20 protein-coding genes and 1 pseudogene are annotated in these 21,010 nt (G+C 65.7%); 9 read left to right on the plus strand and 12 right to left on the minus strand.

The window, feature by feature from the left end:
* Positions 1–75: 75 nt before the first annotated feature.
* Positions 76–480: a DUF3597 domain-containing protein gene (locus tag QE444_RS11605; RefSeq protein WP_187978974.1), complete on the minus strand. Its 405-nt coding sequence runs from the start codon at positions 478–480 to the stop codon at positions 76–78.
* Positions 481–725: 245 nt separating this feature from the next.
* On the opposite strand from QE444_RS11605, the gene grxD reads away from it, so the two are divergent.
* A complete protein-coding gene (gene grxD, locus QE444_RS11610) occupies positions 726–1,052 on the plus strand; it encodes a Grx4 family monothiol glutaredoxin (protein ID WP_017640308.1) in 327 nt (108 codons plus the stop codon).
* A gap of 60 nt (positions 1,053–1,112) precedes the next feature.
* Here the strand turns inward: grxD and bfr are convergent, their stop codons facing one another.
* From bfr to pyrC, 4 genes are all read right to left on the minus strand, one after another.
* Entirely contained in the window at positions 1,113–1,589 is a 477-nt protein-coding gene (gene bfr / locus QE444_RS11615) for a bacterioferritin (RefSeq protein ID WP_017640309.1), read from the minus strand.
* Positions 1,590–1,781: 192 nt separating this feature from the next.
* Positions 1,782–1,997: a bacterioferritin-associated ferredoxin gene (locus QE444_RS11620; protein ID WP_007162750.1), complete on the minus strand. Its 216-nt coding sequence runs from the start codon at positions 1,995–1,997 to the stop codon at positions 1,782–1,784.
* 110 nt (positions 1,998–2,107) lie between these two features.
* Positions 2,108–2,779: a ribonuclease T gene (gene rnt / locus QE444_RS11625; protein WP_405046278.1), complete on the minus strand. Its 672-nt coding sequence runs from the start codon at positions 2,777–2,779 to the stop codon at positions 2,108–2,110.
* A gap of 2 nt (positions 2,780–2,781) precedes the next feature.
* Positions 2,782–3,825: a dihydroorotase gene (pyrC, locus tag QE444_RS11630; RefSeq protein ID WP_309738629.1), complete on the minus strand. Its 1,044-nt coding sequence runs from the start codon at positions 3,823–3,825 to the stop codon at positions 2,782–2,784.
* A 141-nt stretch (positions 3,826–3,966) separates the two neighbouring features.
* On the opposite strand from pyrC, the gene QE444_RS11635 reads away from it, so the two are divergent.
* Together QE444_RS11635 and QE444_RS11640 are read left to right on the plus strand one after the other, a co-directional pair.
* Entirely contained in the window at positions 3,967–4,917 is a 951-nt protein-coding gene (locus QE444_RS11635) for an OmpA family protein (RefSeq protein ID WP_309738630.1), read from the plus strand.
* A 117-nt stretch (positions 4,918–5,034) separates the two neighbouring features.
* Positions 5,035–6,252: an argininosuccinate synthase gene (locus QE444_RS11640; protein WP_133859418.1), complete on the plus strand. Its 1,218-nt coding sequence runs from the start codon at positions 5,035–5,037 to the stop codon at positions 6,250–6,252.
* A gap of 50 nt (positions 6,253–6,302) precedes the next feature.
* Here the strand turns inward: QE444_RS11640 and QE444_RS11645 are convergent, their stop codons facing one another.
* From QE444_RS11645 to QE444_RS11665, 5 genes and pseudogenes are all read right to left on the minus strand, one after another.
* Entirely contained in the window at positions 6,303–6,485 is a 183-nt protein-coding gene (locus QE444_RS11645) for a PA3496 family putative envelope integrity protein (protein ID WP_064307213.1), read from the minus strand.
* Positions 6,486–6,626: 141 nt separating this feature from the next.
* The gene (nth, locus tag QE444_RS11650; RefSeq protein WP_309738633.1) at positions 6,627–7,265 is read right to left on the minus strand and encodes an endonuclease III; all 639 of its coding nucleotides are present in this window, start codon (positions 7,263–7,265) and stop codon (positions 6,627–6,629) included.
* A pseudogene (locus QE444_RS11655) lies at positions 7,262–8,257 on the minus strand (RnfABCDGE type electron transport complex subunit B); the annotation flags it as partial. The gene nth and the pseudogene QE444_RS11655, both read right to left, overlap by 4 nt.
* Before the next feature lie 171 nt (positions 8,258–8,428).
* Positions 8,429–10,468, minus strand: coding sequence for a methionine--tRNA ligase (metG, locus tag QE444_RS11660; RefSeq protein ID WP_285389456.1), 2,040 nt, complete (start codon positions 10,466–10,468; stop codon positions 8,429–8,431).
* A gap of 98 nt (positions 10,469–10,566) precedes the next feature.
* Positions 10,567–11,718: a M14-type cytosolic carboxypeptidase gene (locus QE444_RS11665; RefSeq protein ID WP_309738634.1), complete on the minus strand. Its 1,152-nt coding sequence runs from the start codon at positions 11,716–11,718 to the stop codon at positions 10,567–10,569.
* Positions 11,719–11,840: 122 nt separating this feature from the next.
* Here QE444_RS11665 and apbC point away from each other — a divergent pair, with 122 nt between their 5' ends.
* The 5 genes from apbC (at position 11,841) to QE444_RS11690 (ending at position 16,391) form a co-directional block, all read left to right on the plus strand.
* Positions 11,841–12,935, plus strand: coding sequence for an iron-sulfur cluster carrier protein ApbC (gene apbC / locus QE444_RS11670; RefSeq protein ID WP_309738636.1), 1,095 nt, complete (start codon positions 11,841–11,843; stop codon positions 12,933–12,935).
* Between the two features lie 80 nt (positions 12,936–13,015).
* Complete coding sequence (gene dcd / locus QE444_RS11675) at positions 13,016–13,582, plus strand: dCTP deaminase (RefSeq protein WP_007162761.1); 567 nt, start codon at positions 13,016–13,018, stop codon at positions 13,580–13,582.
* Positions 13,583–13,698: 116 nt separating this feature from the next.
* Positions 13,699–14,628 (plus strand): chemotaxis protein CheV, encoded by a 930-nt coding sequence (locus tag QE444_RS11680; protein ID WP_273809473.1) that lies wholly within the window; start codon positions 13,699–13,701, stop codon positions 14,626–14,628.
* Between the two features lie 72 nt (positions 14,629–14,700).
* On the plus strand, positions 14,701–15,504 hold the full coding sequence (locus QE444_RS11685; protein WP_309738641.1) for an MOSC domain-containing protein: 804 nt from the start codon (positions 14,701–14,703) through the stop codon (positions 15,502–15,504).
* Positions 15,501–16,391 (plus strand): LD-carboxypeptidase, encoded by an 891-nt coding sequence (locus tag QE444_RS11690; protein ID WP_285389446.1) that lies wholly within the window; start codon positions 15,501–15,503, stop codon positions 16,389–16,391. The genes QE444_RS11685 and QE444_RS11690 overlap by 4 nt, the downstream gene beginning before the upstream one ends.
* A gap of 22 nt (positions 16,392–16,413) precedes the next feature.
* Here QE444_RS11690 and QE444_RS11695 read toward each other — a convergent pair whose 3' ends face one another.
* Positions 16,414–18,267 carry a pyruvate kinase gene (locus QE444_RS11695; protein WP_309738646.1) on the minus strand — a complete coding sequence of 618 codons (1,854 nt, stop codon included), beginning with the start codon at positions 18,265–18,267 and terminating at the stop codon, positions 16,414–16,416.
* Between the two features lie 212 nt (positions 18,268–18,479).
* On the opposite strand from QE444_RS11695, the gene nadA reads away from it, so the two are divergent.
* Positions 18,480–19,538 (plus strand): quinolinate synthase NadA, encoded by a 1,059-nt coding sequence (gene nadA / locus QE444_RS11700; RefSeq protein WP_309741980.1) that lies wholly within the window; start codon positions 18,480–18,482, stop codon positions 19,536–19,538.
* Here nadA and QE444_RS11705 read toward each other — a convergent pair.
* Complete coding sequence (locus tag QE444_RS11705; protein WP_309738648.1) at positions 19,535–20,974, minus strand: M48 family metalloprotease; 1,440 nt, start codon at positions 20,972–20,974, stop codon at positions 19,535–19,537. The two genes, nadA and QE444_RS11705, sit on opposite strands and share 4 nt — an antisense overlap.
* Between the last annotated feature and the right edge of the window lie 36 nt (positions 20,975–21,010).

Raw genomic sequence — 21,010 nt, forward strand, 5'->3', positions numbered from 1 at the left:
CGCATTTTACCACCATCGCAGGCCAGGCCCTTCAGGCAGGGCGGCTGGCCCGAGACGGATCAGTTGGCGGTAGCCTTACAGCAGGTCGGCGGGAACGTTGCCGCCGTTGTCGGCCAGCTTCTGCAGGACGGCCTTGTGCAGCCACATGTTCATCTGGGCGGAGTCGCCCAGCTTGTCGGCCGGACAGTTCAGTTCCTTAGCCAGTTCCTGGCGTGCGGTCAGGCTGCTGTCCAGGTCGAGGAGCTTGAGCAGGTCGACGATGGAGGTCTTCCAGTTGAGTTGCTCGCCTTTCTGAGCGGCCAGGCCGTCCAGCTTGGCGGCGACGTCCACCTGGCTCATATGGCTGCCAGCACCTGCGGAGGCGGTGCTACCGGCGGGCGTGGTGGTCTCGGTGGCACCGGTAGTGGGCGCGGCGGCAGGGGTGTCCGCGTGGGCTTCACCGATGCCGAGCTTGGATAGGATGGTGCTGAACAGGCTCATGGAGTTCTCCTGGGGGTCTTGGATCAGGCTTACCGAGCGGCGCCTACCCTTAACCTGACCACGGCCGCGTCCGCAAAGTTTGCTCGGCGGCGCGCCGGATCGTGGTCATGGCGGCGAACGGTGGTGCCGGAGCGTGGTCGATTTGCAGGTCGAGCCGCGCCTGTCATGGGCTGGACGTCGCGGAAATCCCGGCGTTCCACCGGCCTTTCCGTTACAATCGTCCCACCGTATTAGCGAGGTGCATCGTGGAAATCATCGATACCATCAAAGACCAGATTGCCAACAATCCCGTGCTGCTCTACATGAAGGGTTCGCCGAACGCGCCTCAGTGCGGCTTCTCTTCCCGCGCCGCGCAGGTGCTGATGGCCTGTGGCGAAAAATTCGCCTATGTCGACATCCTGCAGAATCCGGAAATCCGCGCCAACCTGCCCAAGTACGCCAACTGGCCGACCTTCCCCCAGCTGTGGGTCGGCGGTGAGCTGGTCGGCGGCAGCGACATCCTGGCTGAGCTCTATGAGAAGGGCGAGTTGCAGACCCTGATCAAGCAGGCCGTGGAAACCAAGGACGCCTGAGTCCCTGGCCCATAAAAAAAGCCCGCAGCGTGCGGGCTTTTTTTATGGGCGGCTGCCCGATCAATCGTCGTCGTGCATCTGCGACTGGATGTAGTTCTCGATCCCGACGCTGGCGATGAGGCTCAGCTGGGTCTCCAGCCAGTCGATATGTTCTTCCTCGGATTCGAGAATGCTCTTGAGCATGTCGCGACTCACATAGTCCCGCACGCTCTCGCAGTAGGTGATGGCTTCACGCAGGTCGGCCACGGCGCTGATTTCCAGGCGCAGGTCGCACTGGATCATCTCCTGGGTGTTCTCGCCGATCATCAGCTTGCCCAGGTCCTGCAGGTTGGGCAGGCCTTCCAGGAACAGAATGCGCTCGATCAGGCGATCGGCGTGCTTCATCTCGTCGATGGATTCCTTGTACTCGTGATGACCCAGCTTGCGGATACCCCAGTCGTTGTACATCCGCGAGTGCAGGAAATACTGGTTGATGGCCACCAGTTCGTTGCCGAGGATCTTGTTCAAATGCTGGATGACGGTGATATCGCCTTTCATGGCCGGACCTGCAAATCGGGTGGGATTGCCGGCAGTCTGAGCGTGGGAGGGCCCTTTGTCAAAAGCTTAAGTTGTTGAAAAATCGACGAAAATCGAACGGTAATCGAAAGCTTTTCCATCCTTTCCGTAAGCGTTTGATTAGACAATAAAAAAGCCGGACGCAAGGTCCGGCTTTTTTTGCAGGGGTATCGCTCAGGCGCGTGGGACGTCCAGCGCATAGGCGAGCTGCTGGGCGCCGTGCAGCTCACCGAGGGTTTCCTTGACCACCTGCTTGGCGAGGCAGGCGCACTTGCCGCACTGGGTGGCGCAACCCGTGCTTTCCCGGACTTCCCGATAACTGCAGCAGCCCTCATAGATGGCTTCGCGAATCTGCTTATCGGTCACGCCACGGCAAAGACACACGTACATGGATCGCCTGCTGTATGAGTGGAGGTGCCGCCAAAGCTAATGACAATGAGAATGATTGTCAAAGTTGTAGGCGGCAAAATCTCATTAACGGCAGGGCGGGCGACGGACGGTCAGTCGAGATCGACCCAGCCACCCATCTCCCGCCAGCGATTGACGATGCCGCAGAACAGCTCGGCGGTCTTCTCGGTGTCGTAGCGGGCCGAGTGGGCTTCGCGGTTATCGAACTCGATACCGGCGGCCTGGCAGGCCTTGGCCAGCACCGTCTGACCATAGGCCAGGCCGGCCAGGGTGGCGGTATCGAAGCTGGAGAAGGGGTGGAAGGGATTGCGCTTCAGGCCGCAGCGCAGCACAGCGGCATTGAGAAAGCCCAGGTCGAAGCTGCTGTTGTGACCGACCAGGATGGCTCTCTTGCAGCCGTTGGCCTTGAGCGACTTGCGCACGCCCTTGAAGATCTCGCTGAGCGCCTGCTCCTCGCCCACCGCCATGCGCAGCGGATGGTCGAGCTTGATGCCGGTGAACTCCAGCGCCGCCGGCTCGATATTGGCGCCGGCGAAGGGTTCGACGCGGAAGAAGTAGGTGTGGTCCGGGTAGAGCACCCCGTCCTCGTCCATGGCCACCGTGGTGGCGGCGATTTCCAGCAGGGCATCGGTGGCGGCATTGAAGCCACCGGTCTCGACATCCACCACCACTGGCAGGTAGCCACGGAAGCGGCGCGCCATGGGGATGCGCGAGTCGGACATCGGCTGGCTGGCGTCCAGTTCGTCGCTGAAGGTCTCGTCCATGCTCATGCGCCCACCTCCAGACGCCAGCGCAGGGTCTCGCCGGCGCGCAGCGGAATCACCTCGTGGTCACCGAAGGGCAGGGAGGCAGGGGCCTGCCAGTCCTCGCGGACCAGGGTGACGGTCTCGGTATTGCGCGGCAGGCCGTAGAAATCAGCGCCGAAATGGCTGGCGAAACCTTCCAGGCGGTCGAGGGCATTGCGGCTCTCGAAGGCCTCGGCATAGAGCTCCAGAGCGCCATAGGCGGTGTAGCAGCCGGCGCAGCCGCAGGCCGCTTCCTTGGCGTGGCGGGCATGGGGTGCCGAATCGGTGCCGAGGAAGAATTTGGGATTGCCGCTGGTGGCGGCGTCCAGCAGGGCGCTCTGGTGGGTGTTGCGCTTGAGGATCGGCAGGCAATAGAAGTGCGGCCGGATCCCGCCCACCAGCATGTGGTTGCGGTTGTACAGCAGGTGGTGGACGGTGATGGTGGCACCGACGTTGGCCGGGGCCTCGCGCACGAAGGCAGCGGCATCACCGGTGGTGATGTGCTCGAACACCACCTTCAGCGTCGGGAAGCGCTGGACGATACGCACCAGATGCTCGTCGATGAATTTCTTCTCGCGGTCGAAGACGTCCACCTCGGCATGGGTGACCTCGCCGTGCACCAGCAGCGGCAGGCCGATCTCGGCCATGGCTTCCAGGGTGGGAAAGAGGTTGTCCAGCGAGGTCACGCCGGAATCGGAATTGGTGGTAGCGCCGGCCGGATAGAGCTTGGCGGCGTGCACGAAGCCGCTGGCCTTGGCGCTGCGTACCTCTTCCGGGCTGGTGCGATCGGTGAGATAGAGCACCATCAGCGGTTCGAAGCGGCTGCCGGCCGGGCGCGCGGCCAGGATACGCTCGCGGTAGGCGGCGGCCTGCTCGGCATTGCGCACCGGTGGCACCAGGTTGGGCATGACGATGGCGCGACCGAATTCCCGGGCAGCGTCGGCGACGGTCTGCGGCAGGGCGGCGCCGTCGCGCAGGTGAATGTGCCAGTCATCGGGACGGGCAAGGGTGATCCGGTCGGTCATGCGGGATTCCAGGCTGCGGGAAAGTGGGGAAATGCTACCGGAAAAGGGGGTAGCCGGCATCCGTGCGGCGGGACCGTACTCAAGTTTTCCGCGCCTTCGACCGATAAGAAGCCCAGGTACTTTTTCTTTCCGGAGTCCGACGTGCGCTCGCGTTACCTCTTCCTTTCCTCTCTGCTGCTTGTCGTGCCGGCCTGGGGGATGACCTTCCAGAGCCGGCTCGAAAGCGTGGAATGGAAGGTCGAGGGCGACATCTTCGCCTGTCGCCTGCTGCAGCCCATTCCTCGTTTCGGCAGCGGCGGCTTCCTGCGTCGCGCGGGCGAGTCCACGGTGTTCGAGCTACGGCCCAATGGTCAGTGGCTGCCGGCGGGCAGTGCCAGCCTGAAGGCGGCGGCGGTGCCCTGGAAGCCGGGGCTGGGCGATATCAGCCTCGGCTCGGTCAAGGTCGTCGAGGGTGAGCAGGCGCTGGCCACCAGCGCGCAGCAGGCGCAGCGGCTGCTGGCGGGGTTGATGGAAGGGCGCATGCCCCAGGTCAGTCGCGCGGGCGCCCTGGACGACCGGGTCGAGGTCCGGCTGCTGCCGGTGCGCTTCGAGCCGGCCTACCAGCAGTTCCAGGCCTGTACCCAGAAGCTGCTGGCGGTCAATTTCGAGCAGATCCGCCATTCCCAGGTCAATTTTCCGGGCGGCGGGGATACCCTGGACGATCTGGCCAAGGCCAAGCTCGATCTCATCGATGAGTACCTGAAGGCCGATCCGACGGTCAATCACGTCATCGTCTCGGGCTACAGCGACAACCAGGGCACGCGCCTGGATAACCGCCAGGAGTCCCGGCTGCGCGCCATCGCGGTGATGGAGTACCTCAAGAGCAAGGGCTTCGCCGCGGAGCAGATCGAATTGCGCTTCTTTGGCGAGCAGTACCCCGTGGCGCCCAACAGCAGCAAGGCCAATCGCGCGCTCAATCGCCGGGTGACCCTGGTGTTCTCGCGGGTGCCGCCAAGCGCCGAGCCTCCAGCTGCGGCAACCACCAGCACCGCGGCCAATCCGGCCGAACCGCCGGCGCCCACCCCGGCACCGCCGGCCAAGCCCAAGGGCTGATCCGCCCCGACCGCATGTCGCCCAGACATCAGAGTGCGTCGCGCCCCTGTAAAAGCAGCGAGGCGACCAGTAGAATTGTCGCTTTCCGACTCAACGCAACACACGGGAGCGAACGGCATGGCGGATGTGAAGAAGGTAGTCCTGGCGTATTCCGGCGGCCTGGACACCTCGGTGATCCTCAAGTGGCTGCAGGATACCTATAACTGCGAAGTGGTGACCTTCACCGCTGACCTCGGCCAGGGCGAGGAAGTCGAACCGGCACGCGCCAAGGCCAAGGCCATGGGCGTCAAGGAAATCTACATCGACGACCTGCGCGAAGAGTTCGTCCGCGACTTCGTCTACCCGATGTTCCGTGCCAACACCGTCTACGAAGGCGAGTACCTGCTGGGTACCTCCATTGCCCGTCCGCTGATCGCCAAGCGCCTGATCGAGATCGCCAACGAGACCGGCGCCGACGCCATCTCCCACGGCGCCACCGGCAAGGGCAACGACCAGGTGCGTTTCGAGCTGGGCGCCTATGCGCTCAAGCCGGGCGTCAAGGTGATCGCACCCTGGCGCGAGTGGGACCTGCTGTCCCGCGAGAAGCTGATGGACTACGCCGAAAAGCACCAGATCCCGATTGAGCGCCACGGCAAGAAGAAGTCGCCGTACTCCATGGACGCCAACCTGCTGCACATCTCCTACGAGGGCGGCGTGCTGGAAGACACCTGGACCGAGCACGAAGAAGACATGTGGCGCTGGACCAAGTCTCCGGAAGCCGCGCCGGACACCCCGACCTACCTCGAGCTGACCTACCGCAATGGTGACATCGTCGCCATCGACGGCCAGGAGCTGAGCCCGGCCACCGTGCTGGCCGAACTGAACCGCATCGGCGGCGAGAACGGCATCGGTCGCCTGGACATCGTCGAGAACCGCTACGTCGGCATGAAGTCCCGTGGCTGCTACGAGACGCCTGGCGGCACCATCATGCTCAAGGCCCACCGCGCCATCGAGTCCATCACCCTCGACCGCGAGGTGGCTCACCTCAAGGACGAGCTGATGCCCAAGTACGCCAGCCTGATCTACACCGGCTACTGGTGGAGCCCCGAGCGGCTGATGCTGCAGAAGATGATCGACGCCTCCCAGGCCAGCGTGAACGGTGTGGTACGCCTGAAGCTGTACAAGGGCAACGTCATCGTCGTCGGCCGCAAGTCCGACGAGTCGCTGTTCGATGCCAACATCGCCACCTTCGAAGAAGACGGCGGCGCCTACAACCAGGCCGACGCGGCGGGCTTCATCAAGCTCAACGCCCTGCGCATGCGCATCGCTGCTGGCAAGGGTCGTACCCTGCTGTAAGGGTCGCCGCGCAACGCAAAACCCCAGCCTCGGCTGGGGTTTTTCATGGGCTACAGATCGAAGTCGTACTCGGAGATCTGCCGCTTCAGGCGACGCTCTTCGAGCATGTCGTCGATCAGACGCCGCTTGGTCAGATTGGTCTTGCTGATGACGATGGGCTCGACGGTTTCAGGCGTCTCGCCATCGGTCTCGAAATCTTCGTCTACATCGATGTCGCTTTTGTCTTCGGCCATGGGTAACTCCTGCAAGGCTGGACAGGGTCACACGCCAGTCATCGACGGGGCTGCGGACCTTTTCGCGCACCTTATAGCGACAAAGCAGGGGCCGGTAAAAAAGATTTTTTCAATCGCCAAAGGGCTTTGGTGCGCCCTTTTTCAATCGTCAGAGGCTTTTGCCTTGTATTCGCAGAGATCCTCGATGCGGCAGCTGCCGCAGCGGGGCTTGCGCGCCTGGCAGACATAGCGGCCGTGCAGGATCAGCCAGTGGTGGGCATCCAGCAGGAAATCCTTCGGCACCACCTTGAGCAGCTTGAGCTCGACCTCCACCACGTTCTTGCCCGGTGCCAGGTTGGTTCTGTTGCTGACGCGGAAGATATGGGTATCGACCGCCATGGCGAGCTGACGGAAAGCGGTGTTGAGCACTACGTTGGCGGTCTTGCGCCCCACGCCGGGCAGGGCCTCCAGTTCCTCGCGGGTCTCGGGTACCGCGCCCCCATGGCGCTCCAGCAGCAGCCGGCAGGTTTCGATGACGTTCTTGGCCTTGCTGTTGTAGAGCCCGATGGTCTTGATGTACTCCGACAATCCCGCCACGCCCAGGTCCAGGATGGCCTGGGGCGTGTTGGCCACCGGATAGAGGCGGGCGGTGGCCTTGTTGACGCTGACGTCGGTGGCCTGAGCCGAGAGGATCACCGCGATCAGCAGCTCGAACGGCGAGGCGTAGGCCAGTTCCGTCTTGGGATCGGGGTTGTCCTCGTGCAGCCGGCGAAAGATCTCCAGGCGTTTGGCGGCATTCATCGGTCGGTTCGCTCTTCCAGGGCCGTGAGGTGGTGAGCCGCCTGCTGAGCGGCGCTGCGCAGGGTTTCCAGCTGGGCGCTCTGCGGGGGTGTGGGCTCGCTACCGAAGGCCCGCTCGGCCTTGGTCAGCTGGGCGCGTGCCAGGGTGGCAGCGATCCGCGCCTGCCTGAGCGCAGCGGGGTCGGCGGCCGGCTGCGCCAGGGCCGGAGCACTGGCGCTGGCGGGCCCCTGCTGCGCCCTGTCGAGGGCCGTCTGCGCCTGCTGGGCCGCTTCACGCAACTGCTGCACCTGGGTTTCCAACGCGGGCGTACCGTACTGGACCAATTGCCGTTCGGCCTTCTGCAGGGCGACACGCGCCATGGCGGCAGCGATCTTCAGCGGCTTGAGCGAGGATTCCGCCGTGGCGAGGGGCTCCGCAGCCGTGGCGGTCGCAGGTGGCACCTGACGGCGCTGGCGCTCGGCGTCCAGTCGTTCGCGGTCCCGTTGCAGGCGGGACTGGCGGGCGTCGAAGCGGCGCCGATAGTACTGCGCGCGCTGACGCTCCGCCTGGCGGTCGACCGGCGCGGGTACGGGCACCAGATCGATGCAGTCCACCGGGCAGGGTGCCAGGCACAGCTCGCAACCGCTGCATTCGTTCTCGATCACCGTGTGCATCAGCTTGGCCGCGCCCAGGATGGCATCGGTGGGGCAGACCTGGATGCACTTGGTGCAGCCGATGCATTCATCCTCGCGGATCACCGCGCGCTGGCTGGGTGTGACCGGATAAGGCGAGTCCAGGGGCAGCGTCGGGCGCTGGAGCAGGGTCGAGAGTTCCAGGATGGTGGCCGCGCCACCGGGCGGGCACTTGTTGTGCGCCTCACCCGCGGCGATGCCCGCCGCATAGGGCTGGCAACCGGGGTGGCCGCATTTGCCGCACTGGGTCTGCGGCAGCAGGGCGTCGATGGCGGTGATGAGGGTGGCGTGAGCGTTCATGATCAGGGTCGGGGCTGGAGGAAGAACGGCGCCCTGAGAGCCTGCTCAAAGTCGGCTGCGCGTCGGCCAAACTGCGTTGAAAATGGCTTCGGAACGCTCATTTACGCTTTGTAAACTCCGCTTCCTCAGCCATGTTCGCCTTGTTTGTCGCTAGCTCGCTCGCCTTTGAGCAGGCTCTCGGCGCCGTCGCTGTCACATCACCCGCTGGCCGGGCTTGGCGCCGCTGTCGGGGCTGAGCAGGTGGATCTCGCTGCCGCCGGGGCCGGCGGCCAGGACCATGCCTTCGGAGACGCCGAACTTCATCTTGCGCGGCGCCAGGTTGGCGACGTACAGGGTCAGGCGGCCTTCGAGCTGGCTCGGCTCCGGGTAGGCGCTCTTGATGCCGGAGAAGACGTTGCGCTTGGCATCGCCGATGTCCAGGGTCAGACGCAGGAGCTTGTCGGCGCCTTCGACGAATTCGGCTTTCTCGATCAGGGCGATGCGCAGGTCGACCTTGGAAAAGGTATCGAAGTCGATGGTCTCGGCCAGCGGGGCCTTGCTCAGTTCGCCATTGCCGGCGGGCTGGGGGACGGCCTGGGCAGCCAGGTCTTCCTTGGAGGCGTCGATCATGGTCTGCACCTTGGCGGGTTCGATGCGGGTGAGCAGGGGTTGGAAGGCGTTGAGCTGATGATTGGCCAGGCGGGTGTCGAGGTCGGCCCAGGTCAGGGGAGCGACGTTGAGGAAGGCCTCGGCGGCGGCGGTCAGGTTGGGCAGTACCGGCTTGAGCAGGATCGCCAGCTGGCGGAACAGCTCGATGCCCTGGGCACAGATGGCCTGCACTTCGTCGGCCTTGCCGTCCTGCTTGGCCAGGCTCCAGGGCGCCTGGTCGGCGATCCAAGCGTTGGCGCGGTCGGCCAGGGCCATGATCTCGCGCATGGCGCGGCCAAAGTCACGGGTCTCGTAGGCCTCGGCGATGCTGGGCGTGGCGGCGCGGAAGGCGGCTTCCAGCTCGGGCGCGGCCTGGGCGTCCACCAGCAGGCCGGCATTGCCCTTGTGGATGAAGCCGGCGCAGCGGCTGGCGATGTTGACCACCTTGCCCACCAGGTCGGAATTGACCTTCTGCACGAAGTCCTCGAGGTTCAGGTCGATGTCCTCGACGTGGCGAGAGAGCTTGGCGGCGAAGTAGTAGCGCAGGTATTCGGGATTCAGGTGATCCAGGTAGGTGCGCGCCTTGATGAAGGTACCGCGGGACTTGGACATCTTCTGGCCGTCGACGGTGAGAAAACCGTGGACGCTCAGCGCGGTCGGCTTGCGGTAGCCGGCGCCTTCGAGCATGGCCGGCCAGAACAGCGCATGGAAGTTGACGATGTCCTTTCCGATGAAGTGGTACAGCTCGGCGGTGCTGTCCTTGTTCCAGTAAGCGTCGAAGTCCAGGTCGTCGCGACGATCGCAGAGATTCTTGAAGCTGGCCATGTAGCCGATGGGCGCGTCCAGCCAGACATAGAAGTACTTGCCCGGAGCGTCGGGGATCTCGAAGCCGAAGTAGGGCGCATCCCGGGAGATGTCCCATTCCTGCAGCCCGGCGTCCAGCCATTCGGCGATCTTGTTGGCCACCGATTCCTGCAGGGCACCGCTGCGGGTCCAGCCCTTGAGCATCTCGGCGAAGTCGGGAAGCTTGAAGAAGAAGTGCTCGGATTCACGCAGCACCGGGGTCGCGCCAGAGATGGCCGACTTGGGATCCTTCAGTTCGGTGGGCGCATAGGTGGCGCCGCACTTCTCGCAGTTGTCGCCGTACTGGTCGGCGCTGCCGCACTTGGGGCAGGTGCCCTTGATGAAGCGGTCGGCCAGGAACATCTGCTTGTCCGGGTCGAAATACTGGGTGACCGGCCGAGTGGCGATATGGCCGTTCTCGCGCAGCTTCAGGTAGATGGCGCGCGACAGCTCGCGATTCTCTTCCGCGTGGGTGGAGTGGAAGTTGTCGAAGGCCACGCCGAAGTCGGCAAAGTCGGCACTGTGCTCGCGCTTGACGTTGTCGATCAGCTGCTCGGGCGTGATGCCCTCGCGCTCGGCGCGCAGCATGATGGCCGAACCGTGGGCGTCGTCGGCGCAGACATAGATGCACTGGTTGCCGCGCAGCCGCTGGAAGCGGGCCCAGATGTCGGTCTGGATGTACTCGACCATGTGGCCGAGATGGATGGAGCCGTTGGCATAGGGCAGGGCGCTGGTGACGAGAATCTTGCGGGGCTCGGTCATGGTCTTGGCTGGATCGCGGCGCTGATAAATTGACCGACCATCATAGCGAAATGGCCGGTCGGTTTCATCCGTGGGGATGGGCGATGACTGGAGCTGGCCTAGAGATCGGCCAGTTGCCAGTAAAGAGCGTTGACCATGGCCGCGCCCAGGGCGGCGCTGCGGGCACCGTTCCAGCCGACGTCCGGGCGGGGATCGTTGGCGTTGTCCTTGAATGGCAGCTCCAGGGTCAGGGCCAGGCAGCCGTGGGTATGGCCGACGTACTTGGTGGCGAGCTTGAGGGTCTCGCTGCCGAAATGACCGCGGGGATAGCCGTACCGGGTCTGGAAATCCGGGCTGGCGCGCTGGAAGCGCTGCAGGAAGGCCTGCTGCTCGGCTTCCTCGCGCTCGCCGAAGGTGGGCAGACCGTTGCAGCCGTCGACGAAGACATAGGGCAGGGCCTCGTCGCCGTGGATGTCGAGGAACAGGTCGCAGCCGCTCGCAGCGATGGCGCGGCGTACCGCCAGCACCTCGGGACTGCGTCCTTCGTCCGGCTCCAGCCATTCGCGGTTGAGGTTGGCGCCGGCGGCGTTGGTGCGCAGATTGCCCAGCGCCGAGCCGTCGGGATTCATGTTGGGCACCACGTGCAGTACCGCATGCTCCAGCAGCTTGGCACCGACCGGGTCGCCCTGGTGTTCGCCCAGGCCGAGCAGGCGGCGCAGCAGGCCTTCGACGAACCACTCGGCCATGGGCTCACCGGGGTGCTGGCGGGCGATGATCCAGATGTTCTTCTTGCCAGCGCCTGGCGTGCCGATGCGCAGCAGGTCCAGCGAACGTCCCAGCAGCGAACGGCCGACGGTTTCCAGACGGACGGCGGGATGGTGTTGCGCCTCGCCCATGAAGGCCAGGTGACGGCTCTCCGGATAGGGTTCGAAATAGGCGAAGAACAGGCTGTCGTGTTCCGGGGTGACGGTCCAGCTCAGGGTCTTGCCGTCATAGCGGCTGGGAATGCGGAACCACTCCTGGCCGCAATAGCTGGCGACCACGCCATAGTCGCGCCAGCCCTCTGGGTAGGCGCACTCGCCGGCGTTGTCGAAGCTCAGCTGGCAGGGCAGGCCGCGGGCGCCTTCGAGACGGAAATGGAACCACTGGGTGAAGGGCGAGGCGGTATCCGGGCGGATGCGCAGGCGGATGTCCGCGTGATCGGCCAGGGACAGCACCTCGACGGCGCCGCTGTCGAAGGTGGAACTGATGTGCAGGGAAGAGGCGTTCACGCAGGACTCCACGGGCGAGGGGAAAGCCGGGAGTGTAGCGCCGCGTGGATAGGCTTTAGCAAGGACAGTGGGTAGCATAGGCCGCAGCTTCTCTTTCCTATCCGCTGTTTCCGGGAGTCCGCATGACCGCTCCGACTCGCGAGGCCATCGAGGCCGCGCTGCGCCAGTATCACGATCCCTATCTCGAACAGGACCTGCTCAGCGCTGGCGCCCTGCGCGACCTCGCGCTGGACGGTGGCCGGGTGCGCGCCCGCTTCGAGCTGGGCTATGCCGCCGGACTGTTCAAGGGTGGCCTGGCCCAGGTGCTCAAGACCGCGTTGGAGAACGTGCCCGGGGTCGAGACCGCCGAGATCCAGGTCGATTGCATCATCGCGCCTCACGCCGCCCAGCCGCAGCTGGAGGCCATGGGCAACGTCAAGAACATCATTGCCGTGGCCTCGGGCAAGGGCGGGGTGGGCAAGTCCACCACCGCCGCCAACCTGGCCCTGGCGCTGGCCCGCGAAGGGGCCCGGGTCGGCGTGCTGGACGCCGACATCTATGGCCCCAGCCAGGGCATCATGTTCGGTTTCGCCGAGGGCACCCGTCCCGAGGTGCGCGATGAGAAGTGGTTCATCCCGCTGCAGGCCCATGGTGTCGAGGTCATGTCCATGGCCTTCCTGACCAATGACAAGACCCCGGTGGCCTGGCGTGGCCCGATGGTCTCCGGCGCCCTGATCCAACTGATCACCCAGACCGCCTGGAACGACCTCGACTACCTGGTGATCGACATGCCGCCCGGTACCGGCGATATCCAGCTGACCCTTGCGCAGAAGGTGCCGGTGGCCGGCGCGGTGATCGTCACCACGCCCCAGGACCTTGCCCTGCTGGACGCCAGGAAGGGTGTGGAGATGTTCCAGAAGGTCAACATCCCGGTGATCGGGGTGGTGGAGAACATGGCGGTGCACATCTGCTCCAACTGCGGCCACGCCGAGCACCTGTTCGGCGAAGGCGGCGGCAGCAAGCTGGCCGAGCAGTACGGCGTGGATCTCCTGGCTTCCTTGCCGCTCGCCATGGCCATCCGCGAGCAGGCCGACGCCGGACGTCCCACCGCCATCGCCGATCCCGACAGCCAGATCGCGCTGATCTACCAGGAACTGGCGCGCAAGGTCGGCGCCCGCATCGCCCAGGGCGGCCAGGCCGGCGGCGGCATGCCGACCATCACCGTCAGCGACGACTGATTTCGTCCGTTCGCCTTTGAGACCGCGCCGCTATCCAATACAATGCGCGGTCAATTTTTCGCCCCGGAGCTAGACCTGCCATGAGCATCAAATCGGACAAGTGGATTCGCCGCATGGCCCAGGAGCACGGCATGATCGAGCCCTTCGTCGAGCGCCAGATGCGCGGTGCGGACGACAGCCGGGTGATCTCCTACGGGGTGTCCAGCTACGGCTACGACGTGCGCTGCGCCAACGAGTTCAAGGTGTTCACCAACATCCATTCGGCGGTGGTGGACCCGAAAAACTTCGACGACAAGAGCTTCGTCGACGTGGTCAGCGACGTCTGCATCATTCCGCCGAACTCCTTCGCCCTGGCCCGCACCGTGGAATACTTCCGCATCCCGCGCGACGTCCTGACCATCTGCCTGGGCAAGAGCACCTATGCCCGCTGCGGCATCATCGTCAACGTCACCCCGCTGGAGCCCGAGTGGGAAGGCCACGTGACCCTGGAGTTCTCCAACACCACGACCCTGCCGGCCAAGATCTACGCCAACGAGGGCGTGGCCCAGATGCTGTTCCTGCAGTCCGACGAGGCCTGCGAGGTCTCCTACAAGGATCGCGGTGGCAAGTACCAGGGCCAGCGCGGCGTGACCCTGCCACGCGCCTGATCCGCAGCTGTTCGAGCGAAGCCGCCTGTTGGGCGGCTTCGCTGTTTCCGGGCCTCAAGAATCGACCGCTGCCGCCGATAGCCTGTGACCTGAATTATCTTTGGAGTGGACTTTCCATGGCCGGCATTCTCGACACCGTCGATCAACGCACCCAGCTGGTTGGCGAGAATCGTCTGGAAATTCTCATGTTTCAGCTGTCCAGCCGGCAGATGTTCGCCATCAACGTGTTCAAGGTGCAGGAAGTCCTCAAGCTGCCGCGCCTGACCCAGATGCCCAAGCGCCATCCGATGATCTGCGGCGTCGTCCACCTGCGGGGTCAGACCCTGCCGGTGATCGATCTGGCCGCCGCCATCGGCATGCGACCCATCACGCCCGACGAGAACAGCACCATCATCGTTACCGAGTACAACCGCTCGGTGCAGGCCTTCCTGGTCGGCAGCGTCGATCGCATCATCAATCTCAACTGGGACAGCATCCAGGCCCCGCCCGGCGGCGCTGGACGCCAGCACTACCTGACCGCCATCACCCGCATCGAAGACCGTCTGGTGGAGGTGATCGACGTGGAAAAGGTGCTGGCCGAGATCGCCCCCTACAACGTCAAGGTCTCCCAGGAACGCCTGGCCGATCCGCTGCTGGCCAAGGCCCGCGGTCGCGAGGTGCTGCTGGTGGACGACTCCAGCACCGCCATCGGCCAGCTGCGCGACACCCTGGTGCAGCTGGATCTGAAATTCCACGTCGCCACCGATGGACTGCAGGCCCTGCGCAAGCTCAAGGCCTGGGCCGACGAGGGCGTGGTGCTGACTGACAAGCTGCTGATGGTGCTGACCGATGCCGAGATGCCGGAAATGGACGGCTATCGCCTGACCACCGAGATCCGCCAGGACCCGCGGCTCGCCGACCTCTATGTGGTGCTGCACACCTCGCTGTCGGGCAGCTTCAACGAAGCCATGGTGAAAAAGGTGGGCTGCAACGCCTTCCTCTCCAAGTTCCAGCCCGATCAACTGGTCGAGGAAGTGCGCCGGCGCCTGGCGCTGGCCGAGGAGTAATCCTCGCGGTTTCGCCGCTCCGGCGCCTCCCTTACACTGGCGGCCTTTTTCCGCCGCCAGGAAGCCGCGCCCATGTCGCACCTCAGTGCCCTCTATCGTTATCCCGTCAAGTCGACGGCCGTGGAATCCCTCGTCCAGGCCGAGGTGGATGCCCTGGGCCTGGTGGGTGACCGCCGCTGGATGGTGGTGGATGCCGACACCGGCCGCTTCCTGACGCTGCGCCAGCTGGCGCAGATGAATCACATCGAGGCGCGCTGGCTGGCTGCCGACCGGCTGCGCCTGAGCGCGCCCGGCCGGACGCCGCTTGAGGTGACGGTGCCGGATACCACCGGCGAACAACTGGGCGTGACCATCTGGCGCGACACCCTGCAGGCGCCGGTCGCCGCGGCGGCGGATGCCTGGTTGAGCGACTTCCTCGGTCGCCGCTGCCGCCTGGTGCACATCGCCGAAAGCCATGCCCGGCAGATCAATACCGATTTCGCCGAGCCGGGGCAGAAGGTGCATTTCGCCGACGGCTTCCCCTTGCTGCTGACCAGCGAGGCCTCCCTGGCCGATCTGGTGGCGCGGGTAGGCAAGCCGCTGGACATGCTGCGCTTCCGGCCAAATCTGGTGGTGGAGGGTACGCCCGCATACGCCGAAGATGGCTGGAAGCGCCTGCGCATCGGCGCGGTGGACTTCGCCGTCGCCTGTCCCTGCTCGCGCTGCATCGTCATCACCCAGGATCCGCTGACCGGTGAAAAGGATCCGGATCGACAGCCGCTCACGGCCTTGCGCGAATACCGCTTCCAGGACAATCGCATGCTGTTCGGCATGAACGTCATCCCCCTGGGGCGCGGCACCATCGAAGCCGGCATGCCGGTGGAGGTGCTGGAATGAATCCCGTGCGGCGTGTGGCGCTGGTCAGTCCGGCGGGTGCGGTCAAGGAAGAGCTGGTCACGGTGGCGATCGAGCAACTGCAGGCCGCCGGCATCGAAGCGGTGCTGGGCGAACAGGCGCTCAAGCGCCATCGCTATCTCGCCGGTACCGCCGAGGAGCGCGCCGCCGATCTGCACTGGGCTTTCAGCCAGGCGGACGTGGATGCGGTCTGGTGCCTGCGCGGCGGTTACGGATCCGCGCAACTGCTGCCCTGGCTGGACTGGTCGCGGCTGTCCAGCAGCAAGGGCCGGCCGCTGATCGGCTATTCCGACCTGACGGTGCTGCTGGAGGCCTTTCACCGCCGCGGTCTCACCGCCATCCACGGCCCGGGCGCCCTGGATTGGGGGCGTCGTGACGAGGATCCGGCTACCCAGGCGGCCCGTACCCGCTCGCTGGAATCGGTCCTGGAACTGTGCGCGGGCAGCCGTCCGGCCTGGCAGCTGGAGCGCCTGGCCGGCCCGACCCAGGTGCCTGCCGGCGAACTGATCGGCGGCAACCTGACTACCCTGGCCAGCGTGGTCGGGACCGCCGCTGCCCTGCGCCCCCACGACGGCGCTATCCTCATGCTGGAAGACGTCGGCGAGCCCTACTATCGACTGGAGCGCAGCCTCTGCCAGTTGCTCGGCAACCTCACCGAGCACCGCATCGGCGCGGTCTGCCTGGGCACCTTCACCGACTGCCCGCCGCGTAACGTCGAGCAGTCGCTGGAAGAGATCTTCGCCGAATGGCTGGCGCCGCGCGGCATCGCCCTCTATCGCGGCCTGCCCAGCGGCCATGGGCCGGAAAACCAGGCCTGGCCCTATGGCGCCCGCGTGCGTCTGGAAGCGGGTCGCCTGCAGGTGCTTTAAGCCTGACCAGCCCCTGGGCGGATCAGTCCGCCCAGGGCGAAGCCAGTTCCAGCTTGCGCAGCAGCTGGCGCTTCTTGCTGTTGTAGCCCTGCATCCGCACCAGCAGTTCATCCAGGGTGGCGACCGCCTTGAGGATGTGCGGGCCCTTGTTGAGCATCACGCATTCGGCGCGGACCCCGGTGGCGGCATCGGTGATCTCGGCGCGCGAAGGCGAACCCTTCTTGGCCAGGTTTTCCAGCACCTGGGTCGCCCAGATCACCGGCACGTGGGCCGCTTCGCACAGGCAGAGAATGTCCTCCTGCAGCGCCGCCAGGCGCTCGAAGCCGCCTTCCACCGCCAGGTCGCCGCGGGCGATCATCACGCCGAAGCCGCCGCGCTGCATGCCCGCCAGCAGCAGTGCGGGAAGGTTGTCGAAGCCCCGACGGGTTTCTATCTTCAGCACCACACCCAGGTGCTCGGCCTGCAGGCGCTCCAGTTCCGCGAGCAGCGCGCGGACGTCGTCCGCGCTGTTGACGAAGGACATCTCGATGCCGTCCGCATGCTCGGCGGCAAAGGCCAGGGCCGCGAGGTCCTGTTCGCCCAGCGCTGCCAGCCGCAGGGTACTCTGGGGAAAGTTGATGCCCTTGTCGCCCTTGAGCTTGGCGCCGCCCGGCGCCTGGGTGATGCGGACCTGCAGCGCGTCCTGATCGGCGCGTTCGATCAACCCGCCGATCTTGCCATCGTCGAACCAGACCGGCTCGCCGCTACGGACGTCGGCGAACACCTGGGGCAGGGTGCAGCCCAGGGTGGCGGGTGTCAGCAGGCACCCGCCGCTGTCCTGGCTGGCGGGCCGACCGGGCGTCTGGTCGGCGGTCAGGATCAGCAGATCGTCCTCGGCCAGCCGCAGGGCGCCCGGCTGCGGGGCGAAGTCGCCGATGCGGCTGTGCCGCCTGCGTCCATCGCGATCGACGCTCAGGCGCAGGCCGGGCGTGAGGTAGGTGGTCTTGGTCGCCTCCGCCCAGCAGCCGCGATCGCCGACCTCGACCACCGTCCAGCGCCGCCGCGCCTGCCGGGTGTCCACCAGGCGGATGCAGTCGCCCGCCTGCAGATTCTTCAGCCAGCGTTCGCCCACCTGGAGGCTGGCAGTCGCCGGGGAGGGCGCTGGTCGCGGTCGGCGGCGGCCGGTCAGCCAGATCCGCGCCGGCTGGCGGACGCGGCCCTGGGCGTCGCGCTCGGGCTTGACCTTCTTTACCGCCACGCCCGTGGCGATGGGCCCGGTGCGCAGCTTGGGGCCCGGCAGGTCCATGAATACCTTGCAGGGCTGGTCCAGCTCCGCGCTGGCCCGCCGCACGTGTTCGATCATGCGCGTCCAGCTGGTCGGTTCGTCGTGGGCGCAGTTGATGCGCGCGCAATCCATATGGCCCGCCAGCAGGTCGCGTACCAGCGCATAATCGTCTGCGGCCTCGCTGGGCAAGGTGACCATGATGCGTACCTCCCGCGCGGCGGCGGGCGTGCCGAACAATGCCCGCGCATGGTCTGCCAGGGGGTTGGCGGCCATGGTCGTCGGCCGCGTCGCCGGGCGGCCACCGAGCAGGCGCTCCAGGGTGTTGATGAGGGTCGCCACGGTCGGCAGCACGGCGGCTTCGGAGCGCCCCAGGGACGATAGCCCCAGGGCGGAGAGTTGCAGTTGCAGGTCATGCAGATCGTTGTCGCGCAGTGCCAGATAGGCGAGCAGATTCTGGGCACTGGCGCGGTAGGCGGGATTGAGCGCCTGCCGATCCAGCCGCGGCTCGGCGGCGGCCTGCTCCAGGGCACCTTGCAGGGCGCGTAGCTTATCCAGCAGGGTGGCGAGAGCCTGATCGGAGGTTCGGGAACGCGAGGTCGAACGGGACGGCACGCTAGATCTCCAGCAGAGGGCCCAGGCGAGACGCTCACCGGGCGTTCCTGTCTCGGACCCATGGCCGCCGCAGAAGTGAAAAGCCAAGTGTTGCCAGACATTAGCGGCAGATGGCCACTGCTCGCGGAGGCTGCCGCTGGCGCCCATAGGGAGTCGGCGAGGATGCTGCTATGATGCGCGGCCTTGACGACCCCCGTTTTCAGGTACCCGCCATGGTGCAGATTTCCGAACGTCTCCTGGTCCAGGCCCATCTGGCCGCCAAGCAGCCCAAGGCGCTCGGGCCGGACGAGATCGCGGCCTACAAGACCGCCATCGCCCGCGAGCTCAAGGCGCAGAACGCGGTGCTGCTCGCCCATTACTACACCGATCCGCTGATCCAGGCGCTGGCCGAGGAGACCGGCGGTTGCGTCGCCGATTCCCTGGAGATGGCCCGCTTCGGCAATCGCCACCCGGCGTCCACCGTGGTGGTGGCCGGGGTCAAGTTCATGGGCGAGACGGCCAAGATCCTCAATCCGGAAAAGCGCGTGCTGATGCCGACCCTGGAGGCCACGTGCTCCCTGGACCTGGGTTGCCCGGTGGAGGAATTCTCCGCCTTCTGCGACCAGCATCCCGAGCGTACCGTGGTGGTCTACGCCAACACCTCGGCCGCGGTGAAGGCCCGCGCGGACTGGGTGGTCACCTCCGGCTGCGCGCTGGACATCGTCGAGCATCTGATGGACAACGACGAGGCCATCCTCTGGGCGCCCGATCGCCACCTGGGTCGCTATATCCAGCGCGAAACCGGTGCCGACATGCTGCTGTGGGAAGGCTCCTGCATCGTCCACGAGGAGTTCAAGGCCAGCCAGCTGGAAGACCTCAAGCGGCTCTATCCGGAAGCGGCCATCCTGGTGCATCCCGAGTCGCCCGAGGCGGTGATCGAGCTGGCCGACCATGTCGGCTCCACCAGCCAGATGATCAAGGCGGCCCAGACACTGCCCAATCGCCAGTTCATCGTCGCCACCGATCGCGGCATCTTCTACAAGATGCAGCAGGCCTGCCCCGACAAGACCTTCATCGAGGCGCCCACCGCCGGCAACGGCGCCGCCTGTCGCAGCTGCGCCCACTGTCCCTGGATGGCGATGAACACCCTGGAGCGCACCCTCAACTGCCTGCTCGACGGCTCCGGCGAGGTGCTGGTCGATCCGGCGCTCATCCCCCGGGCGGTCAAGCCGCTCAAGCGCATGCTCGACTTCACCCAGGCGCTGCAGCTGCAGACCAAGGGTAACGCCTAGCGCAGGATCTCTTCGCTCAGCTTGCGCTGGGCGATCATTTCCTGCTGGCGGGCGTCGATCCGCGCGGCCAGCTGATAGTTGCTGGCGGCGCGCTGCTTGGCGAACCCCAATTGCTGGATCGCCTGGTTGTAGTCCCCGGTCAGGGCGAAGTACTCGGCTCGTGCCTGATGCACCCCGACCAGATCCCCGGCCTGGCCGCGAACGTCCGCCGCCTGATTCCACAGGTCCGGATCAATCGGCCGCTGCTTGATCAGTTTGTCGAGCAACTGGCTGGCGGCCTTGGCCTGCTTGGTGCGGCCGAGCATGTCTACCTGGGCCAGACTCACGGCCAGATCGTCCGGATAGAGGTCCATCAGCCGCTGCACGCGTTTCTGAGCGTCAGGCAGGCGATTGGCGGTAATGTCCAGATCGACCTGGGCGAGGTTGTAGCTGATGTCGTCCGGGGCCTTGCGCAGCAGCGGCGAGAGGGTGTCGCGCGCCTCGTTTAGCTGGCCCTGCTTGGTCAGTCCCATGGCCAGGCCATAGCGCACCGGATCGTTGTCCGGAGCCTCCTGCAGCTGGGCGCGATAGCGCTTCACCAGCAGGCCGGCGGTCTCCTCGAAGTACATCTGGGTGCGCACCTTCATCAGCTGGAAGCGCTTGCTGTCCTCGACGCCGCCCTTGGGAAAACGCTCGGCGCGCGCCTGGGTATCGGCGATCCGGCTGTCGGTGACCGGGTGAGTCAGCAGGAACTCCGGTGGGGTACGGTCATAGCGATACTGGCGGGCGAGCCGACCGAACATCTCCGGCATGGCACGCGGATCGTAGCCGGCGCGCTCAAGATTGACGATGCCGACGCGGTCAGCCTCCTGCTCGTTAAGGCGGGAAAAGCGCAACTGGCTCTGGATCGCCGCCGCCTGGGTCGAGGCGATGGCGGCGATTCCCACGTCGCCACCGCCGGCCGCGGCCGCAACGATTCCGGCGAGCAGGGCCGCCATCAGCGGCAGCTGCATGCGTTGCTGGTTTTCCACCCCGCGGGCGAAGTGGCGCTGGATCAGGTGACCCAGTTCGTGGGCCATGACCGCCGCGTACTCGGCTTCGGTTTCCGATTTGAGGAACAGCCCACCATTCACCCCGATCACCCCGCCGGGCGCGGCGAAGGCGTTGATCTCGGGGTCCTTGATCAGGATGAAGACCAGGCGGTGATCCTGCAGGTCGCTGGTCTCGGCCAGCTTGTAGACGGTCTGTTCGACGAATTGCTTGAGCTGCGGATCGTTGATGGTCGGGACCTGGCCGCGGAGCATGCTCAGCCAGGCGCGGCCCATCTGAAACTCCTGCTCGGGCGAGACGATCGAAGAGCTGGCATCGCCCAGCGACGGCAGATCGTTCGCCCCCTGCGCCAGAAAGGGCGCGGCGAGCAGCGCCAGGGACAGCAGGGCGGGGCGCAGGACGTTCATGGCAAGACTCGTGGCCGCAAAAGCGCTACTTTAGCG

Origin of the sequence: Pseudomonas sp. SORGH_AS_0199, assembly GCF_031453735.1 — a bacterium.
Taxonomy (GTDB): domain Bacteria; phylum Pseudomonadota; class Gammaproteobacteria; order Pseudomonadales; family Pseudomonadaceae; genus Chryseomonas; species Chryseomonas aestiva.